The following is a 19,712-nucleotide window of genomic DNA, read 5'->3' on the forward strand; positions in this document are numbered from 1 at the left end:
AAGAGACAATGGTAAATCCATCGTCTCTCATTATTATTATTTCCATCTATTACTTATCTTCAGATTGGCCATAAGTCAATTTGATCAATGCTGAGATTAACATTGGAATGATAAATACAAGGATGATTAATCCAACAATCACACCAACAGCAACTTGAATTAGAGTTAATACTCCTGATGGCATCAATGCCGCAAAAGTACCACCTAAAATAATTGCTGCTGAGATAACTACAGTACCGATAACAGCACAAGCATGTTGAATTTGTTTTTCAGGTGTTGCGTCAACGCTGCCAAATTCTCGATATTTCATCATTAAGAAGATACTGTAATCAACACCTAATGCAATTAACATTACAAATGTGAAGAATGGTGTGTTCCAAGTTAAGAATTTTTCACCTAATACGGCAGAACTAATTAACTTAGTGATACTTAGTGATGAAATGTAAGCAATAATTAATGTACCTAAGATGTAGAATGGTTGAAGAATTGATCTTGTAATAACCATTAGTGCAATCATAATTCCGATAACCATAATTACTGCAGTTCTCAAAAAGTCGGAACTAGCGATGTGGTGAGTATCTGAAGTAGTTGCAGTCTGACCACCAATTGCAACCACACTGTGATCTAATGAGGTACCTGAGATATTGTTGTATACCTTAGTTTGTAGGTTATCAACTTGGTTCATTGCACTTTCAGAATTAGGGTCTTTATCTAAGACAACAGTAATTTTTGCAGTCTTCTTATCTTCTGATAGATAAGTATTAACTGAACGTTTGAATGTATCACTCTTCAAGACGCTTTCTGGAATGTTAAATGAATCAGCAGCTTGTGAATTTGATAGAGAACTTAGGTAAGTGTTAGCACTACCCATTCCTTTTTCAATTTTATCTAAACCAACGCCCGCTTTCTTTAGCTTGGCTTGAGTCTCTTTTAATTGTTCAGCTAATGCCTTAGCATTGTCACCAATACCTTGAGTATTAGATGCAATCCCTTCTAGTTGTGATTGTAAACCACTCATTAATGTTTGTTGTTTAGTTGCACTTTGTTGTAGTAAAGCACCTACAATTTGAAGCTGTGCTTGGCTAAGTGGTTGACCTACTGAGGCCATCTTTTGTTGTAATTGAGTTAGTACTTCTTGACCATTGGTACTACCTGTTTGACTACTCATTGCTTGAATATTCTTTAGATATTGTCCAATTGTCATTGCTGAAGAACCGATATCTTCCAGTGGAGTAGCGTTGAATGATGAGTTCTTAGTACCTTGCTTGATGGTACTAATCCCCTTCTTAGCAGTCTTCATCTTGGAATTTAATGTTTCTAGTTGGTCATTGACATAAAGTTGATTAATTGGCATACCGCTTGGTTGTGTTACAGAAGCAACTGTCTTTATGCCAGATTGTTTACCCAATTGTTGGGTTAGTCGATCAATTTCATTCAAGTCTTTTTCGTTATTTAGCTTGTGGTCCGATTTAATGTAAATAGTTGAAGGTTCCGCAGTTCCCTTTGAGAAATGCTTTTGAACCGTCAATAGTCCTTGTTTAGCAGGAACATTATTTTGCAATTCTACACTATTATCATAGTTTAGGTTGTTCTTGTAAGTAGCCATGAATGGAACCGTTGCAACCAATACCAATATGATAGCTGGGATTGCCCACTTAGTCGATTTGCTAGATAAGAATCTCCATAGCTTATTTTCACCTTCACCATCAAAGTTCTTTGATGGCCAAAAGATGTTCTTACCTAGAACTGACATAAAGAATGGATTCAATGTTACCAATACAATTAGCAATACGGCAACACCAACGGCAACTCCTACGGCTGATTGGTAAATTGAGAATTTTGCCAATGCTAATACAGCAAACCCAATCAATACTGATGTACCTGAGTATAGGATTGTTTTTCCAGCAACCTTTCTAGCATCGATAGTTGCTTGAATTCGGTCTTTACCCCTACTTAGTTCTTCCTTAAATTGGTTATATAACAGGATGTTGTAATCAGTACCAATACCGAATAATACAACCACCATGAATACACGAGTGAAGTTTGAAAGTGGGAAACCAAAGTATTGAACAAGGTTCATTACAATGCTTAATGAAACAATGAATGAAACACCCACTGTTAATAGTGATACCAATGGAACAATTGGTGATCTAAATACAATAATCAATACGATTAGAATAAATACAGCAGCAATAACTTCAGTCTTTTGAATTCCTTCTTGTGTAGAAACTCTAAAATCATCATTTAGGATATCCCCACCTGTGACATAAGTCTTTACTCCAGAGGTCTGAACCGCATCCTTAAGTTGATTGTTAACATCTTGGATTGAACGTTTCTTTGTTACATTTAATTGAACAATTTCAGTTGTTTTATCTTTTGAAATTAATTGTTTCTTAGTTGCATCGTTATCAAATGGTGCAGTTACACCCTTGATACCGTACTTGGACTTGTTGTCCTTTAATTTTTGAATTGTAGCATCAATTTTCTTTTGGTCACTTGAAGTGATTTTACTATTACCATTATTAAAAACAACGACGGTATCCATGGTATTGCTAATACCATGACCCCAATGTTTTTGAATCGTTTGTGCTACTTGGCTTTGTGAAGTAGCTGGAATCTTAGTTTGACCTTTTTGCGCAACTAAGTTAGACATGTTTGGTAAAAAAACCACACTTAGGATTACAATGGCTAACCATGCAATCAAGCTTCCGGTATACTTCTTAATAAACTTTGGCATCTGAATTCTCCCCCTTATTTTTTAATATTAATTAAATCTTGTGGCGCTGTTCTTTGCGTCGTCTTGATAATTTCAGCGATTTCATTCGGAGACTCTGGATGTTCTTTACTCATCCAATAAACAACGATACTCATCAATCTATCCAAAATGATTTCCATTACATAATCTTTAGGAATACCTGGATGGAACTCGATTTCAGAAGGTGCCGCATGAAATGATTCAATCGTTACTTCCTTAAACATCTTCTTAATTTTTCCGATTAAATATGGATCACCATCTGGGCATAGCAACGCAGACAATAATTTTGAATTCTGGTAAAAGTAGTCAAGCGTCTTGATTACCAATTCTGATGGAGTATTTTCACTATTTTCAGAAAACGCTTTTAATTCTTCAGGAACAATTGCATTTAAGATATCTTGAATTTCAGCTAATAAACGTGTTTCTGTCTTTGATAACAAATCAAATTTATCTAAATAATGAATGTAAAACGTACCGCGACCAATTCCGGCTGCTCTAGTTAAATCAGTAACACTCAAATTATTGAATCCCTTAGTATGAATCAATTCAATTAAGGCATCAGTAATTTGGGACTTGGTTTTGATAGTTCTACTATCTTGTTTAACCATACCTATGTCTCCCCTCAAAAATCACTTATCTAATAATTCAATTACATTATAAAAACAACGTGGTGAGAAAGTCAACACGTTGTTCATTATCTTTTTTATTTTATTCGTTTTTATTTCCTAAAGCCAATATAAATACTGTACTTAATACTAAAATCCCACCTATAACTTCTGCACCATTAAAAGACGTATTAAGGAAAATTACTGCACCTATGGTCGCTGATAGTGGTTCAAACGTATCTAGCATTCCTGCCACTGTAGGCGAAATAAATTTCAAACTATTAATGAAGCAAATAAATGACATCATGGTTCCAAAGAATACGATGAACCCGACTCCTAATACAGTTCCAAGAGTCAGTTTAGGAACATCTACCCAGAAAGGATGAACAAAAGTAAAGATAATACCACCGACTAGCATTGCCCATCCAACTACTACTAGTGTTGAAAAACGCTTTAATAGGTTTACAGGCAGCATGGTTTGAATTGCACCAGCTAAAGCTAACAATAGTCCCGCAGTTAATGCAGGAGTTGAAATAGCTAACTGGGTTAAATGCCCTTTTGTAACTAACAACCATGTTCCTATTAGGGCCACTAATACTGCCGTCGCCTCATACTTGTTAGGCAATTGATGATAAAAAATGGCAGTAAATATAACAATCAATACTGTCCCCAAGCTTTGTAGAACCGTTGCAGTTCCGGCATTACTTAAATTCACCGTTACTAAGTATAAATATTGAACAGCAGCTAGCCCAAACACGGCATAAGCAGCAAAAACGCCTAGATTCTTTGGCTTCTTCCAAAGATCCATCACTGGTTCTTTTTTAACAAAATTGGTAAATAACAAAATTACAATACCTGATATTCCCATTTTAATTCCCATTAACCATTCAGGTGAAAGGTTATTATCTTGAAATAAAAATTGTGACACAGGCCCTTGAATCCCCCAAAGAATTGCCCCAGTCACAGCTAGTATTCCACCAATCAATCTTTTTTGTGCTTGTGTCTTATTTTTCAATCCAATTCTCCATTTCTCTAATTATTTAATACCATTATAGGACAAAATAAAAAGCGTTGTCATTAATGACAACGCTTTTTTCTGAATAGCTAGTATAACTAATCTTTGTAGTTAGCAGGAGAATCGTCCCACTTATCAACAGTATCTTGCATTTCGCCGGTAGTATGCCAAGTAAAATCTGGGTACCATAAACTACGCTTTTGCTTGTCGATACCTTCAATCGTCTTCATGTCATCTTCTGACAACTTAAAGTCAAAGATATCCGAGTTTTGAATAATTCTTTCTTCATGTGAAGACTTAGGAATAGTTACTACACCTTTTTGCCAATCCCAACGAAGAATTACTTGAGCAACTGACTTATTGTATTTATCAGCAATCTTCTTAATTTCTTCGTTAGATAAGGCTTCTCCACCACCGAGTGGTGACCATGCTTCTAGTTGAATTCCAGCGTGGTTATTGAATTCAAGAATTTCTTTTTCTTGGTTCACTGGGTTAAATTCCATTTGGTTAACAGCAGGAACAATATCACTGTGATCCAATAGATTTTGTAATCTTTCATTATCAAAGTTTGAAATTCCAATAGCTCTAATCTTACCTTGACGATAAAGTTCTTCCATTGCCTTCCATGTATCAATGTACTTACCATCAACTGGCCAGTGCATTAAATATAGGTCAATGTATGTTAAATCAAGACGTTTTAATGTACCATTTAAGGCATTAATTGTACTTTCATAACCTTGATCACCATTAAATAATTTAGTTGTAATAAATAAATCTTTACGGTTTTGTCCGGTTGCAGCTAAACCTTCTTTAATTCCTTCACCAACACCAGTTTCATTACCATATTGCTTTGCAGTATCAATTAGATGGTAACCCTTGATGATTGATTCTTTAACTGATTCTTTAGCACTTGTGTTATCTGTCTTCCAAACACCTAATCCAAGACGTGGCATTTCAACGCCGTTGTTTAAAGTGGTTGTTTCTTCAAGTCCTTCTAATCTGTTCATAGAAAATTCAGCCTCCTATTTCATAAGTTCAAGTACATGTTAAAACCAATAGAAATGATTTTCAAGAAAAACGAAATGATTATAATCAAATATAATTAAATATTAATCTTCATAACCATGAGGGTGTTTTTGAGTCCAAGTCCATGCACTGGCAATGATATCTTCAACGTTATCATGTTGAGGTTTCCAGCCTAATATTTTGCGTGCTTTTGTTGAGTCGGCAACTAGAGTACTTGGGTCCCCCGCTCTTCTCGGTGCATCTTCAGCAGGAATTTCCTTACCAGTCACCTTACGAGCAGTTTCTAACATTTCTCTATTTGAGAAACCAGTTGATGAACCTAAGTTAAATGCTTCTGATTCTCCACCCTTCATCAATCTATCTAACGCTAGGATATGTGCATCTGCTAAGTCAACTACGTGGACATAGTCACGTACGTTAGTACCATCTTTAGTTGGGTAATCAGTACCAAAGATTTGTAGTTTGTCACGAGTGCCTTGGGCTACTTGTAAAATGATTGGAATTAAATGGGTTTCAGGACCGTGGTCTTCACCAATTGATCCGTCCATCTTAGCGCCACCCACGTTGAAGTAACGAAGTGCAGTATACTTGATGCCATAAGCAACATCAGCCCACTTCATCATTTTTTCCATCATTAACTTACTTTCACCATAAGGATTGGTAGGTACTTGAGAATCTGTTTCCTTAACTGGAATACTTTCAGGTTCTCCATAAGTAGCAGCCGTAGAAGAGAAGATAATATTGTTAACGTTATGTCTTTGCATTGCTTCTAGTAGCGTAATCATTCCACCTGTGTTGTTATCAAAGTACTTTAATGGTTTTTCCATTGATTCTGGTACGATAGAATTAGCGGCAAAATGAATAATTCCATCAATATTTTCATTATTGAAAATTTTGTCTAGGAAGTCAGCATCTCTGATGTCTCCTTCATAGAATTTGGCGTTTTTGTTAACACTATCTAAATGTCCAGTTGCTAAGTTATCTGCAACGACAACATCATATCCTTTTTCAATTAACCTATCTACGGTATGTGAACCGATGTATCCGGCCCCACCTGGTACTAAAATTGCCATATAAGAATACTCCCTTTATTTAAATTGCTTATAATATCATTATCAATCAGAAACCTTAAAAATTCAATAAATTCCACAAAAAAAGACGCGGTATCATACTGCGTCTTCTAATTGTTTTATTAGTCGTTTTCGTACTTCTTGAATACAAGAACCGCGTTGTGACCACCAAAACCAAATGAGTTTGAAATTTCGTAGTTAACTGGTGACTTCTTGTTGTCTTCGTTTACTAGTTCTACTTCAACTTCTGGATCGATGTTCTTAACACCGTAGTTAACAGGCATTTGTTGACGTTGTAATGCACCAACCATGATAACAGCTTCTAGTGAACCTGCAGCACCAAGAGCATGACCAGTCATACCCTTTGTACTACTTACCTTGATGTGGTCATTATCAGCAAATACTTTCTTAATAGCTTGTGATTCAGCTGAATCATTAGCATGAGTACTTGTTCCGTGAGCGTTAACGTAGTCAACGTCCTTAGGATCAACGTTAGCATCCTTAAGAGCTAACTTCATAGCATCAACAGCACCTGAACCGTCAGGTCTTGGAGCAGTTAAGTGGTAAGCATCTGAGTTAGTACCATAACCAACAACTTCGGCCAAGATGTTAGCACCACGAGCCTTAGCATGTTCTAGTTCTTCAAGAACTAAAGTACCGGCACCTTCACCCATAACGAATCCATTTCTATCCTTATCGAATGGAATTGAACCACCTTCAACAGTTTCTGAAGTTGAAAGAGCAGATAGTGCAGCGAAACCTGCAATACCTAGTTCGTTAACTGAAGCTTCTGAACCACCAGTAATCATCATCTTAGCTTTACCAAAACGAATGTAGTCAAAAGCATCACCAATAGCGTTAGTACCTGATGAACAAGCAGTAACGATTGCTTGAGAAGTGTTTCTAGCATTTAGGTTAATTGAAATGTTACCAGCAGCCATGTTAATGATTGAGTTAGGAACGAAGAATGGAGATACACGACCCGGACCCTTCTTTGACATCTTGATTGCTTGTTCTTGGATAGTTGTTAAACCACCAATACCAGAACCATAGATAACACCTAATTCATCTGGATCAAATTCGCCTTCTTTTAGGCCAGCTTGTTCCATGGCTTCATAAGCTGAGTATAAAGCGTAACGTGAGAAGTCATCCATACGTTTTGAGATCTTCTTATCGATACGTTTTAGTGGATCAAAATCTTTAACTTCAGCAGCTAAAGTAACACCAGTTTCTGAAGCATCAAACTTTGAAATTGGAGCAATACCTGTCTTTGAAGCAAAAATATTGTCTAAGAATGTGTTAGCGTCGTTACCCAAAGGACTAACGGCACCAATACCTGTAATTACAACACGCTTTTCCATAGAGTTATCCTCCTTATTTACGTTTTACGTCTGGAACGATAAATGTTAGTTGAGCTGAACAAGCTTTCTTGTCGCCAACGTAAGCAGTACAGTCAACTTGTCCCATGTTCTTCTTTTGTTTACCCATAGTAACTTCGAAACGTACAACGTCACCAGGTTTAACCATCTTTCTAAACTTAGCACCCTTAATTTCACCAAGGTAAGCAGTCTTATCCTTGTATTGTTCACTCTTCAAAATAAGAATTGAAGCAGTTTGAGCCATAGTTTCGATAATTAAAACACCAGGCATAACTGGGTTTCCAGGGAAGTGACCTTGGAAATAGTTTTCGTTAATAGTAACGTTCTTAGTAGCGACTACCTTTTCACCGGGAATTAATTCATCAACCTTATCGATGTATAGAATTGGGTATCTGTTTGGAATTAAATCCATAATTTCTGTTGTATTTAAAACACTCACAATAAGCACTCCTCATATATAATTCAAAATTTTAACAATTAAACGTTTTTATTAATCTAATTTATGATCCTAACCCAATAGGATTATTAATTAGTTCATCTAGTTTTAATATCTAGATGAACTAATTAACACAAATAAGTTTAACAATTACCGTACTAAGTTACAACGTACATGAATCTTTTTATTGCTTAAAACGGACAAAACGTTGTCATAGCAGTGTTTTACGTATATTACCTTATGTGACACATGGTTAAATGTATATCTATTTTGCTGTTTTTTATTAGAGATTATCTAATTATCATGATTTGATTCGTTTAATGTTTGAACATCCCATTACCCCGGAAAAATCATTTAACAGCAGATATTAGTCATCATATGTAGCAAGGGTTCCAACGTAACCATCAGCTACCTCAATATCGGTTAATTTAATTTTACGATCTAATCGTTTAGCAGATTTTTTAGTATCAACATCAATATCGACACTTTTAACCTTACCGGATAATCCAGTACCGACTAATTTTAATGCTGCTTCCTTGATTGTCCATAACTTAAGAGTTTCATCACCCTCTACTGATTCATCTAGATTACTTAAGTAATCCAATTCGTTATCAGTAAACGCACGAGTAATTCGTTTGTAAGTAAATGGACGCAATTTCTCAATATCTACTCCAACCTCTTGATCAGAAACCGCTAAGATTACTAAATCATATGAGTTTGAAATATTATATTGAAATTGATTTGATTTTAGAAATGGTTTTCCATGATTACCGTAATAGAATAGGTCACCATGAAGTAATTCATCAATACTAATTCCCATGTAATCTGCCAGCATCAAGTTACCAACAATTGCTTGACGTTTGTTATACTTTGTAAAATCAACATCAGCCTTTTTGAAGATTTCTTGGTACTTTGGATTTTGAATAGAATCGATAAAAATTTCTGTATTATTAAGCAAGTAAATGAACACCCTTATCAGCGTAAATTAAGTCACCAGTAACACCTGATGATAGGTTACTCATTAAGAATGTAGCAACGTCACCAACTTGGTGGATGTCAACAGCTTCGCCATCAACAGTTCTTGCTTCTGATTCCTTCAATAGGTCACCGTGGTTCTTGATACCAGTAACGGCTAGAGTCTTGATGGCACCAGCTGAAATAGCATTAACACGGATCTTCTTAGGACCTAAGTCTGAAGCTAGGTATCTAACATTAGCTTCTAGGGCAGCCTTAGCAACACCCATCATGTTGTATGAAGGGATTGCACGAGTTGAACCCATGTAAGTTAGAGTAGCAATACTACCTTGTGGGTTCATAACACGACTTGCGTAACGTGATACTGAGATTAGTGAGTATGCTGAAACGTCTTGGGCTAAGTTGTAACCATCTTTCTTAACATCAATAACGCCACCTTCAAGAGTTTCCTTGTCAGCGTACGCAATAGCATGAATAACACCATCAATGTTACCGAATTTAGCTTGAATGTCTTGGAAAGTCTTTTCAACGTTTGCATCTTCAGCAACGTCACATTCAATCATTTCAGTTCCTTCTGGAACAAGCTTGTCTAATTGACGCTTTAATCTTTCGTTTTGGTAAGTAATGATAACTTTAGCACCGTTATCCATTAGTGACTTAGCACAACCCCAGGCAATACTACGCTTGTTAGCAACACCCATAACAACAATTGTTTTTCCATCTAATAAGTTTGACATTATGATTTGGCCTCCTAAAATATACAAATCAATTAAATTACATTAGTTGAATTTACGGTAACGTTCGTGACGTTGGGCCAATAATTCTTCTTTAGGTAATTTGTTAAGTTCATTAATTTTTTCAATTAAAGCTTCTTTGAAGTTTTGCATTGATTTTGCATCTTTGACTTCGGGAATAATCTTATCAATGATTTCATTGTCTAATAGTTCCTTTGGTGTAAGTTGCATTTGCTCAGCAGCTTCTGCTGCCTTACTTGAATCTTTCCACAAGATTGTGGCATAGCCTTCAGGTGATAGTACTGAGTAAATACTATCTTCCAAGGCCCAAACGGTGTCACCGACAGCAAGCGCTAAGGCACCACCGCTTCCTCCTTCACCAATGATGACACTGATGTATGGAACTTTCAACTTAAGTCCTTGCATGATTGATTGAGCAATCATGTAACCTTGACCCTTGTATTCAGCGTCCATACCAGGATATGCACCAGGTGTATTAATCAAGTTAATGATTGGACGGTTAAACTTTTCCGCTTGTTTCATCAAACGTAAAGCTTTTCTGTATCCAGAAGGTTCGGCTGATCCAAAATGTCTTTCGATATTTTCATCTGTGTCGTCACCTTTTTGGATACTTGTAATTGTAACTGGTTGACCGGCAATTGTTCCAATACCAGCATATACTGCAGGATCATCACTGTAAGCACGGTCCCCGTGTAATTCCATAAAATCATCAGTAATTCCAGCAACTAGGTCTTGGATACTAATCTTATCAGCACTTCTAGCCGCTAAAACACGATCATATGCTTTTCCCATAATACTAATATCCCCCTAATTCCAAGCCAATAATTTGGCTAATACTGACTTCATTTCATCTCTTTTAACAATGGCATCTAAGAAACCATTGTTAAGTAGAGTTTCTGCACGTTGGAAATCCTTTGGTGGTCGTTGTTGAATTGTCTTTTCGATAACTCGACGGCCAGCAAAACCAATTAATGTGTGTGGTTCAGAGATGTTGATATCTCCTTCCATCGCATAACTAGCAGTAACTCCACCAGTAGTTGGATCAGTTAATACAGAAATGTAAAGTAATCCTTTTTCGGCATGATCAGATACCGCTTGTGATACCTTGGCCATTTGCATTAATGAGTGGATTCCTTCTTGCATTCTGGCACCACCAGAACATGAGAAGACAACTACTGGTAGATTCTTTTCGGTCGCTTGTTCGAATAATCTAGCAAGCTTTTCACCAGTGGCAGTACCTAAACTTCCCATGATGAAACGAGAATCCATTACACCTAGGGCAAATTCAGTATCACCAATCTTGGCAAAACCGGTTTGAACACTTTCATTTAGGTCAGTAGCTTTCTTTGACTTTTCAAGCTTTCCAGCATACTTTTCGTCGTCTAGGAAACGCTTTGGTGCACTGATTTCAGAATCTATTGGTGTGAATTCATCCACAGTCATATTGATTCTTTCTTGTGCACCCAGTCTAAAACCATAACCACAGTTAGGACATAACTTGTATTCCCCTAACTTCTTGTTGTAAAAGCTTTCTTCACAAACTGGACATTTGATAAACAAATGATCTGGAACTTTGTCCATTAAAGTTTGTAAATCTTTGGTTTCTTCTGATTTATTATTCTTCAACGTTTTTCAACCACTCTTTCAAGAATGATTTTTCAATGTATAGATTGTTGAAATCTGAATCATTGAAATGTTTGTCTTGTAACAAATCATTTAGGAATTGACGGTTAGTTTTTACTCCATCAACCTTAAATTCATTAATTACTCTTCTCATTTTCACGACAGCCTGAGGCTTGTCAGGCATATGTACAATGATTTTAGCAATCATTGAATCATAGAAAGGTGAAATGGTGTCGCCTTGTTCAACACCTGAGTCAATACGAACACCCTTAGTTCCAAATGGGAAATTAACCTTGTGAAGAGTACCTGGTGCTGGTAAGAATCCATGTGCAGGATCTTCGGCGTTAATGCGGCATTCGATTGCGTAACTATCTACCTTTATATCATCTTGTGTGAATGGTAAAGCTTCACCAGCAGCAACTTGGATTTGAGCCTTAATCAATTGAACTCCAGCAACTTCTTCAGAAACTGTGTGTTCAACTTGTAATCTAGTGTTCATTTCCATGAAATAGAAATTGTTGGTCTTTTCGTCCAATAGGAATTCGAAAGTCCCGGTATTTTCATAACCAATTTCCTTAGTTGCTTTGGCAACTAGTTTACCTAGATAATCACGTTGAGATTGAGAAACTTCCATACATGGAGTTTCTTCAATAATCTTTTGGTGACCCCTTTGTAAAGAACAGTCACGTTCAGGGAAGTAAACAACATTTCCCTTTTGATCAGCGATAACTTGCATTTCAATATGCTTAGCATCGCTTAAATCTTTTTCCATGTACAATGAATCATCATTGTATGAAATTCTTGCTTCACGCTTAGTAGTGTTAAAGATTTCCTTTAATGCTTCTTTATCGTCACATTCACGAATACCTTTACCACCACCACCGGCAGCAGCTTTAAGCATAACTGGATAACCAATTTCATCCGCTAATTTTAAAGCATCATCTAGACTATCAATGGAGCCATCTGAACCTGGAATGGTTGGTACTCCACTGCTCTTCATCGCTGCCTTGGCATGAGATTTATTTCCCATTAAATCAATTACTTTTGAACTTGGTCCAATGAACTTAATTGAACATTTTTCGCAAAGTTCAGCAAATTCAGCGTTTTCAGATAAAAATCCGTAACCGGGGTGAATAGCTTCTGATCCTGTTAAAATTGCAGCGTCAATCACTGCAGCCATGTTCAAGTATGATTCGTTTGGTTGTGGACCACCAATACATACTGATTCATCGGCTAATTTAACGAACATGCTATCCTTGTCGGCAGTTGAATAAACGGCAACAGCTTTAATGTCCATCTCATGAAGTGCTCTTATGATTTGCACCGCGATTTCACCACGGTTAGCAATTAATACCTTTTTAAACATTTCACTCATCCTTTATGAACTTATTCAATTGCAAAGATTAAAGTACCTTCACAAATAACTTCGCCATCTCTAGTAACTGTTCCATGACCTTCACCAATGTTTCTCTTTAGCTTTGTCATTTCAACAGCTAATTCCAACTTGTCGCCTGGTCTAAAGCTGTCTTTGTAAGTAGCTTCTTTGATACCACCAAAGAAAACATTATGTCCTTTGTATTCAGGCATTGATAGTAATGCACATACTCCAGTTTGAGCTAGCATTTCCATCGCGATTGGTCTTGGCATTCCAAATTCAAGATGTTGTTTTGAGAAGAACCATTCATTAACAGTTAAAAGCTTTTCAGCCTTTGCACCTTCACCAGGTCTTACTTCAATAATCTTGTCTAACATTTGGAATGGGAATCTTTGAGGAATGAAATCTTGTACGTTATAGTCCAAAATTAATCCTCCTCAATTTCAAAAATTGGTTGATCATATTCAACCATGTCACCATTTTCAGCAACCTTCTTAGTAATAGTTCCAGAAACAGGACTCTTAACTTCGTTGATAACCTTCATGGCTTCGATTACACAAACAGTGTCGCCCTTCTTAACGTGATCGCCCACTTTTTTGTAGACTGGCTTTTCAGGACTTGGGGCAAAGTATACGATTCCAACAAGTGGAGCCTTAATCTTTGCACCTGATGCTGCTGGTTGAGCAGCCGGTTGTTCATTTGAAGTTGCTCCAGCAGCTGGTGCTGGTTGAGCAACGTTTTGAACTGCAGCATGTTCTAACTTACTAAAGTATAAGTCAGTACCATCATCGGCAGTAATCTTAAATTCTTTCATGCTGGACTTATCGAACTTGTCCATCAATTTTTCAATGTCTTTTTGTTCCATGTTTTTATATCTCCTGTTAATTAAGAATGTTCTTACTTAACTTTGATTACATAGTTAATCCACCGTCAACGGTGATTACTTGTCCATTCATGTATTCGTTATTGATTAAGAATTCAACAACTTGAGCAACTTCGTCTGGAGTACCAAAACGTTTTGCTGGGATTTTTTCTTCCCAATCAGCGATGTAACTATCGCCTAGTTTAGCTGTCATAGCAGTCTTAATCATACCTGGAGCAACCGCATTACAACGGATTCCACGTAGAGCACCTTCTTGGGCTGTAGTCTTAGTTAAACCTACGATACCGGCCTTAGTAGATGAATAGTTAGCTTGACCTAAGTTACCATGTAGACCTGCAATACTTGAAAGATTGATAATGCAACCTTTACGAGCTTTTTGCATCTTCTTCATAGCAAACTTAGTCATGTTAAATACACCAAACAAGTTAGTGTCTAATACTTGTTTGAATGAATCACCCTTCATTCTAGTTAATAGAGTATCTTGGGTGATACCGGCATTGTTAACCAATACGTCTAGTTTGCCGTATTTTTCAATAACACTGTCAATCATTGCTTTAGCATCATCTTCTGAAGCAACGTCTCCAACCAATACATCAATGTCTGAGTCGAAGTTAGCTTGGAAAGCCTTCAATTCTTCTTCATTCAATTGACGGTGTGAGTTAGCGATTACGATATTGTTTTCATCCTTAGCTAAACGAACTGCGTCAGCTAAACCTAATCCCTTTGTAGCACCAGTGATTAGAATTACTTGTTTTTCGTTATTTTCCATAATTATTCTCCTAACTTATCTAATAAGGCATCTAGAGTTTCAACACTTTCTACATTATATGTATCAGCCTTTAATGTCTTTTTAGCAAGCTTACTTAGCGTATTTCCTGGACCAATTTCGATAAAAGCGTCGATGTTTTTGTCTTCTAAAGAAGCCACATCTTGCATGAAGTGTGTTGGGTTGATTAGTTGATTAACTAATGTTTCCTTGATGGAATCTTTAGCAAATGGTTTTACAGTAGTATTACTGATTACATCTACTTGTGGTTCATCAAATTCAACACTTTCAAGACGTTTAGCTAATTGATCTGATGCAGGTTGCATCAATGGAGTATGTGAAGCTACGGCAACTTGTAGTGGAACCACACGTTTTGCGCCTTTTTCTTTCAATACTTCCATAGCGTTTTGAACCCCTTCTTTAGTACCACCAATAACAACTTGTGACTTATTATTGTAGTTAGCTGGGTATACGTCATCAATTTCATCACAAACGCTCTTCACAAAATCAGGGCTAAGACCCAATACAGCAGCCATAGAACCTGGATTTTGCTTACCTGCTTCATCCATGTAATGTGAGCGATCGTGTACTAGCTTTAGCCCTGATTTAAAAGATAGTGCTTTAGCAGCAACTAAAGCACTATACTCGCCTAAACTCAATCCCATCATTGCAACAGGTTTCTCTATTTTGTCTTCTAAAATACGATGAATAGCTACACTCATCGTCAAAATAGCGATTTGAGTATTATTAGGATTATCAAAAATTTCCGGATCAGCTAAGTTTAAATTCAATGTTTCTGAAGCCTCGTCAATTGTACGTTTGTACACAGGGTTTGACTTGTACAAATCCTGTCCCATTTCCTTAAATTGACTACCTTGGCCACTAAATAGATAACAAATATTCAAACTTAAACACTCCTAGTTAATTAAAACTAATTATTATTCTTCAACTTTACCAGCAACGTAGTCAACTAATTGTTGTACAGTTGCGATGTCGTTGTCACTGTCAATTTCGATGTCGTATTCATCTTCTAGAGCATCGATGATTTCAAATAAGTCTAAACTGTCTAGGTCTAGTTCTTCTTTGAAGTTAGTGTCCATCTTGATGTCTTCAGCCTTAACGTCTGATTGATCTACAACGATTTCTTTTACCTTGTCAAAAATTGCGTTCTTGTCTGCCATAATATAATTCACTCCATATATAAAATTAAAATAATAAATTAATACCTTAAAATAATAGTTCCTGTGGTTAGGCCACCACCGAAACCAGAAAGGGCGATAATATCTCCCTTAGCTATTAAACCATTTTCCATCATTTCTGACAACAAAATAGGTTCACTAGCTGCAGAGGTGTTCCCATAAAGATTAATATTGATAGGGAATTTGTCCTTACTAACGCCTAATTTACGGGCTACTGATTTAATAATTCGAGCGTTAGCTTGATGTAACACAAAGTGATTTATGTCACTTAACTCAATTCCAGCTTTTTCTGCTGCTTCTTTAATTGATAATGGAACATTCTTAGTTGCAAAGTTAAATACTTCTCTACCATCCATATGCAAATAACGATCTGTGTCGTCATCATCTCGTGGTCCAAATGTTTCATTTCCCAATATATGACCAGCAAGAAGAGCTTCTCTTCTATCTCCATAATTCTTCAAGTTACTGGATAATACTTCTCCATCACCTTGGTTTGAAACTAGCATTCCACCAGCACCATCACCAAATAATACGGCGGTTGTTCTGTCTTCCCAGTTAATCAAGTTACTCATTTTTTCAGAACCAATTACCATCCCTAAAGCGTTAGGCTTTAGTTCAAATAATGAATGCATAATATGAGTAGCGAAAACAAATCCAGAGCACGCAGCACTGATATCAAATGCAACAGCATTCTTCGCACCAACAATACCTTGAACTGCAGAAGCAGTTGATGGCATATGGTAGTCTCCAGACATCGTAGCTACAATGATAAAATCAATATCATTCGCATCAACGTTTCCGTTCTTAAGTAATTGTGAAGCAACCTCAGCACTCAAAGAAGTGTTAGTTTCCTTAGTGGCGATTCGGCGTTGCTTAATCCCGGTTCTTTTACTGATCCACTCATCAGAAGTATCCATGATTTTAGCTAAATCGTCATTGGTAACTATCTTTTCAGGAACAGCTTTAGCAGTAGCTAAAATTGAAAAACTGCTCATGATATCTCCTCTAAACTGAATTTAGTTTACTTTCTCGATAGTATCTATAAAATACCACTCATTTATTTTTAATTAATTTTCCCTTTTTTTCAACTGATAATAACTCATATCGACCTATTGTTAAACAACAACCGTTGATATATCAACGGTTTGCATGTACTTTTTATTCACTTTTTTAAAAGTTACGCATTATATATTATGTAACTAATTAAATATTAGGTTTTCTTATAAAATTAAAAAGCCACCTTTGATAGGTGGCTTTTTGTTATTTAATTACTCGATATACTTCATCCATTGGTTGACGCTTCTTTGGAGTAATGTCTTGGTCACGGTATCCGAAACCAGCCATTACAGAAACTCCCCATTCTTTAGGATCCAATATTCCCTTATTAGTTAAGATATCTTCAATCTTTGAACGATTGAATCCTTCAATTGCACAACTATCGATATCTAACTCTGCTGCTGCAGTCATCATGTTTGCTAGTGCAATGTAAGTTTGTTTGCACGCCCAGTCAAATTGCTTTCTGTCGTCAGTTAAATCAAATTGTGTCTTTTGGAATTCATCGAACTTCTTTGAAAATGGTGAGTCAGGTGCAAAATGGTGACCACTAACATCTTCAGTAATGTGTTGAACATATTTACTAGTTGCAGTGATACCTTTCTTAGCTAAGATAATTAAGAAATGGCTAGCACCATTTAAACTGTTTTGGGCACCCCAAGCATCTTCATAAATATCTTTTTTAACATCTTCATTTTCAATTAAAAGAAATTGCCATGGTGAAAAACCAAATGCACTAGGTGAAAGTCTGCCAACTTCCATGATTGTATCCCAATCCTTGTCAGAAATTTTCTTATCAGCATCGAATTTTTTTGTAGCATAACGACGATGGGCAGTTTTGATAATTTCTTCGTTCTTATCCATTATTATCTACTCCTTTTACGTACATATTAGATGTAACTTAACATAAAGATTTATTTAAATTCAACAATATACACTTGACATAACTGCAATTAAATTGACGTGCTATGCTGATTTAACTATACTTAGAATGTAATTTAAACAAGTTTAATGGAGACTTTATTATGAAAGCACAAGACTTATATCAAAAATGGGTTAATCAACCTAATCTAAACGAATCTGTAAAACATGACCTAGCAACTATTGCTAGCCATGATGAAAAAATTAATGATGCTTTTGGTACTAACATGTCATTTGGTACTGCCGGTATGCGTGGGTTAATTGGTGCTGGTATCAACCGCATGAATATCTACACCGTTAGACAAGCTACCGAAGGTCTTGCATCTTACATGGATACTTTAAATGAGGAAGAAAAACAACGTGGTGTTGCCATTAGTTTTGATTCAAGATACCACTCAAAAGAATTTGCATACGAAACAGCTCGAGTACTAGGACAACATAACATCAGAACTTACGTATTTGATGATATTCGTCCAACTCCCGAATTGTCTTTTGCAATTAGACACTTACATACTTTTGCCGGTGTTATGATTACTGCAAGTCACAATCCTATGCAATATAATGGATACAAAATTTATGGACAAGATGGTGGTCAAATGCCACCAAAGGCTTCTGACATGATTACTGAATACGTCAGAAAAGCTGAAGATGTATTTTCAATCGATGTTGCTAACATAAAAGACCTAAGAGATAAAAAACTTCTGTCAGTTGTTGGTGAAGATGTTGATGATGCATACTTAGCCAATGTCAAAACAGTTAACGTTAACCATGATCTTATTAAAGAAGTTGGTAAGGAACTAAAGTTTGTTTATACACCTCTTCACGGTACAGGTAAAATTATTTGTCGTCGTGCTTTAGATAACGTTGGTTTTAAAAACTACTCATTAGTTAAAGAACAAGCAATTGCTGATCCAGAGTTTCCAACAGTGGACTTCCCTAATCCAGAATTCCCAGAAGCATTTAACTATGCTATTAAGTTAGGTAACGAAGAAAATGCAGACGTTTTAATCGCGACTGACCCTGATGCTGACCGTTTAGGCGCTGCAGTGAGACAACCAGATGGTTCATATGAACTAATGACTGGTAACCAAATTGCATCAGTATTATTGGATTACATCTTAACTGCTAAAAAGAACGCCAACGAACTACCTACTGATGGAGCAGTTGTTAAATCAATTGTATCTACTGAACTAGCAACAAAGATTGCTAATAACTATGGTGTTGAAATGCAGAACGTTCTTACTGGATTCAAATACATCGCTGAAAAGATTAAAGACTTTGAAGAAAATAACGATCACACTTTCCTATTCGGTTTCGAGGAAAGCTTTGGTTACCTAATCAAGCCTTTCGTTCGTGATAAGGATGCTATTCAATCAACTGTTTTACTTGCTGAAGTTGCCGCTTACTACAAGCAAAAAGGTCAAACGCTATATGATGGTCTTCAATCAATCTACAAGAAATATGGTTATCATGAGGAAAAGACCATTTCAAAAACATTCAGTGGTATTGAGGGTAAAGAAAAAATGGCCAATATCATGAACGAACTACGTTCAAACCCATTAAACGAATTCAACAATCAAAAAGTTGAATCACTTGAAGACTTTAAAACATCTGTCAAGATCAATGCTGATGGTTCTAATGAAACAATCGAACTACCTAAAGCAAACGTATTAAAATACTGGTTAGATGACGGTACATGGTTTGCTATTCGTCCTTCAGGAACAGAACCAAAAATTAAGTTCTACTTAGGTGCTGTTGATGATTCTGCTGAATCTGTTAACAACAAATTAAAGTCATATGTGGATGCTGTCGATAAATTAATTGAACAACTTGTATAATTCAAAAGCATTATTAACACAATGTTAATAATGCTTTT

The 19,712-nt window shown here is 36.3% G+C and carries 20 protein-coding genes; 1 reads left to right on the top strand and 19 read right to left on the bottom strand.

What is annotated here, in order from left to right; translation table 11 throughout:
- Positions 1-49 precede the first annotated feature (49 nt).
- The 19 genes from FD688_RS05030 to FD688_RS05120 form a co-directional block, all read right to left on the bottom strand.
- Positions 50-2,737: an MMPL family transporter gene (locus tag FD688_RS05030; RefSeq protein WP_138742052.1), complete on the bottom strand. Its 2,688-nt coding sequence runs from the start codon at positions 2,735-2,737 to the stop codon at positions 50-52.
- A 14-nt stretch (positions 2,738-2,751) separates the two neighbouring features.
- A complete protein-coding gene (locus FD688_RS05035; protein WP_138742053.1) occupies positions 2,752-3,363 on the bottom strand; it encodes a TetR/AcrR family transcriptional regulator in 612 nt (203 codons plus the stop codon).
- 100 nt (positions 3,364-3,463) lie between these two features.
- Positions 3,464-4,375, bottom strand: coding sequence for a DMT family transporter (locus FD688_RS05040; protein WP_138742054.1), 912 nt, complete (start codon positions 4,373-4,375; stop codon positions 3,464-3,466).
- A 98-nt stretch (positions 4,376-4,473) separates the two neighbouring features.
- A complete protein-coding gene (locus FD688_RS05045; protein WP_138742055.1) occupies positions 4,474-5,382 on the bottom strand; it encodes an aldo/keto reductase in 909 nt (302 codons plus the stop codon).
- Positions 5,383-5,484: 102 nt separating this feature from the next.
- Complete coding sequence (galE, locus tag FD688_RS05050) at positions 5,485-6,474, bottom strand: UDP-glucose 4-epimerase GalE (protein WP_138742056.1); 990 nt, start codon at positions 6,472-6,474, stop codon at positions 5,485-5,487.
- A 119-nt stretch (positions 6,475-6,593) separates the two neighbouring features.
- Positions 6,594-7,832: a beta-ketoacyl-ACP synthase II gene (gene fabF, locus FD688_RS05055; RefSeq protein ID WP_053792048.1), complete on the bottom strand. Its 1,239-nt coding sequence runs from the start codon at positions 7,830-7,832 to the stop codon at positions 6,594-6,596.
- A gap of 13 nt (positions 7,833-7,845) precedes the next feature.
- Positions 7,846-8,289 carry a 3-hydroxyacyl-ACP dehydratase FabZ gene (fabZ, locus tag FD688_RS05060; RefSeq protein WP_034532426.1) on the bottom strand — a complete coding sequence of 148 codons (444 nt, stop codon included), beginning with the start codon at positions 8,287-8,289 and terminating at the stop codon, positions 7,846-7,848.
- Between the two features lie 364 nt (positions 8,290-8,653).
- On the bottom strand, positions 8,654-9,244 hold the full coding sequence (locus FD688_RS05065; protein WP_138742057.1) for a 4'-phosphopantetheinyl transferase family protein: 591 nt from the start codon (positions 9,242-9,244) through the stop codon (positions 8,654-8,656).
- Positions 9,237-9,998, bottom strand: a complete 762-nt coding sequence (fabI, locus tag FD688_RS05070) for an enoyl-ACP reductase FabI (RefSeq protein ID WP_041153065.1) — start codon at positions 9,996-9,998, stop codon at positions 9,237-9,239. Before fabI ends, FD688_RS05065 begins: the two co-directional genes overlap by 8 nt.
- A 42-nt stretch (positions 9,999-10,040) precedes the next feature.
- Complete coding sequence (gene accA, locus FD688_RS05075) at positions 10,041-10,808, bottom strand: carboxyltransferase subunit alpha (RefSeq protein ID WP_138742058.1); 768 nt, start codon at positions 10,806-10,808, stop codon at positions 10,041-10,043.
- Between the two features lie 15 nt (positions 10,809-10,823).
- The gene (locus tag FD688_RS05080; RefSeq protein WP_190242914.1) at positions 10,824-11,642 is read right to left on the bottom strand and encodes an acetyl-CoA carboxylase carboxyltransferase subunit beta; all 819 of its coding nucleotides are present in this window, start codon (positions 11,640-11,642) and stop codon (positions 10,824-10,826) included.
- Positions 11,632-13,005 (bottom strand): acetyl/propionyl/methylcrotonyl-CoA carboxylase subunit alpha, encoded by a 1,374-nt coding sequence (locus FD688_RS05085; protein ID WP_138742059.1) that lies wholly within the window; start codon positions 13,003-13,005, stop codon positions 11,632-11,634. Before FD688_RS05085 ends, FD688_RS05080 begins: the two co-directional genes overlap by 11 nt.
- Positions 13,006-13,025: 20 nt before the next feature.
- Positions 13,026-13,391, bottom strand: coding sequence for a 3-hydroxyacyl-ACP dehydratase FabZ family protein (locus FD688_RS05090; RefSeq protein ID WP_051592197.1), 366 nt, complete (start codon positions 13,389-13,391; stop codon positions 13,026-13,028).
- 50 nt (positions 13,392-13,441) lie between these two features.
- On the bottom strand, positions 13,442-13,879 hold the full coding sequence (locus FD688_RS05095; RefSeq protein ID WP_138742060.1) for an acetyl-CoA carboxylase biotin carboxyl carrier protein: 438 nt from the start codon (positions 13,877-13,879) through the stop codon (positions 13,442-13,444).
- A 46-nt stretch (positions 13,880-13,925) separates the two neighbouring features.
- On the bottom strand, positions 13,926-14,666 hold the full coding sequence (locus FD688_RS05100; RefSeq protein ID WP_138742061.1) for an SDR family oxidoreductase: 741 nt from the start codon (positions 14,664-14,666) through the stop codon (positions 13,926-13,928).
- 2 nt (positions 14,667-14,668) lie between these two features.
- Complete coding sequence (gene fabD, locus FD688_RS05105) at positions 14,669-15,568, bottom strand: ACP S-malonyltransferase (RefSeq protein WP_138742062.1); 900 nt, start codon at positions 15,566-15,568, stop codon at positions 14,669-14,671.
- A 33-nt stretch (positions 15,569-15,601) separates the two neighbouring features.
- Positions 15,602-15,844, bottom strand: a complete 243-nt coding sequence (locus FD688_RS05110; protein ID WP_034532415.1) for an acyl carrier protein — start codon at positions 15,842-15,844, stop codon at positions 15,602-15,604.
- A gap of 38 nt (positions 15,845-15,882) precedes the next feature.
- Positions 15,883-16,857 (bottom strand): beta-ketoacyl-ACP synthase III, encoded by a 975-nt coding sequence (locus FD688_RS05115; protein ID WP_034532414.1) that lies wholly within the window; start codon positions 16,855-16,857, stop codon positions 15,883-15,885.
- Positions 16,858-17,122: 265 nt separating this feature from the next.
- A complete protein-coding gene (locus tag FD688_RS05120; RefSeq protein WP_138742063.1) occupies positions 17,123-17,779 on the bottom strand; it encodes an NAD(P)H-dependent oxidoreductase in 657 nt (218 codons plus the stop codon).
- 161 nt (positions 17,780-17,940) lie between these two features.
- On the opposite strand from FD688_RS05120, the gene FD688_RS05125 reads away from it, so the two are divergent.
- On the top strand, positions 17,941-19,674 hold the full coding sequence (locus FD688_RS05125) for a phospho-sugar mutase (RefSeq protein WP_138742064.1): 1,734 nt from the start codon (positions 17,941-17,943) through the stop codon (positions 19,672-19,674).
- Positions 19,675-19,712 lie beyond the last annotated feature (38 nt).

Source organism: Apilactobacillus kunkeei (genome assembly GCF_005930975.1).
GTDB classification, from domain to species: Bacteria; Bacillota; Bacilli; order Lactobacillales; family Lactobacillaceae; genus Apilactobacillus; species Apilactobacillus kunkeei_E.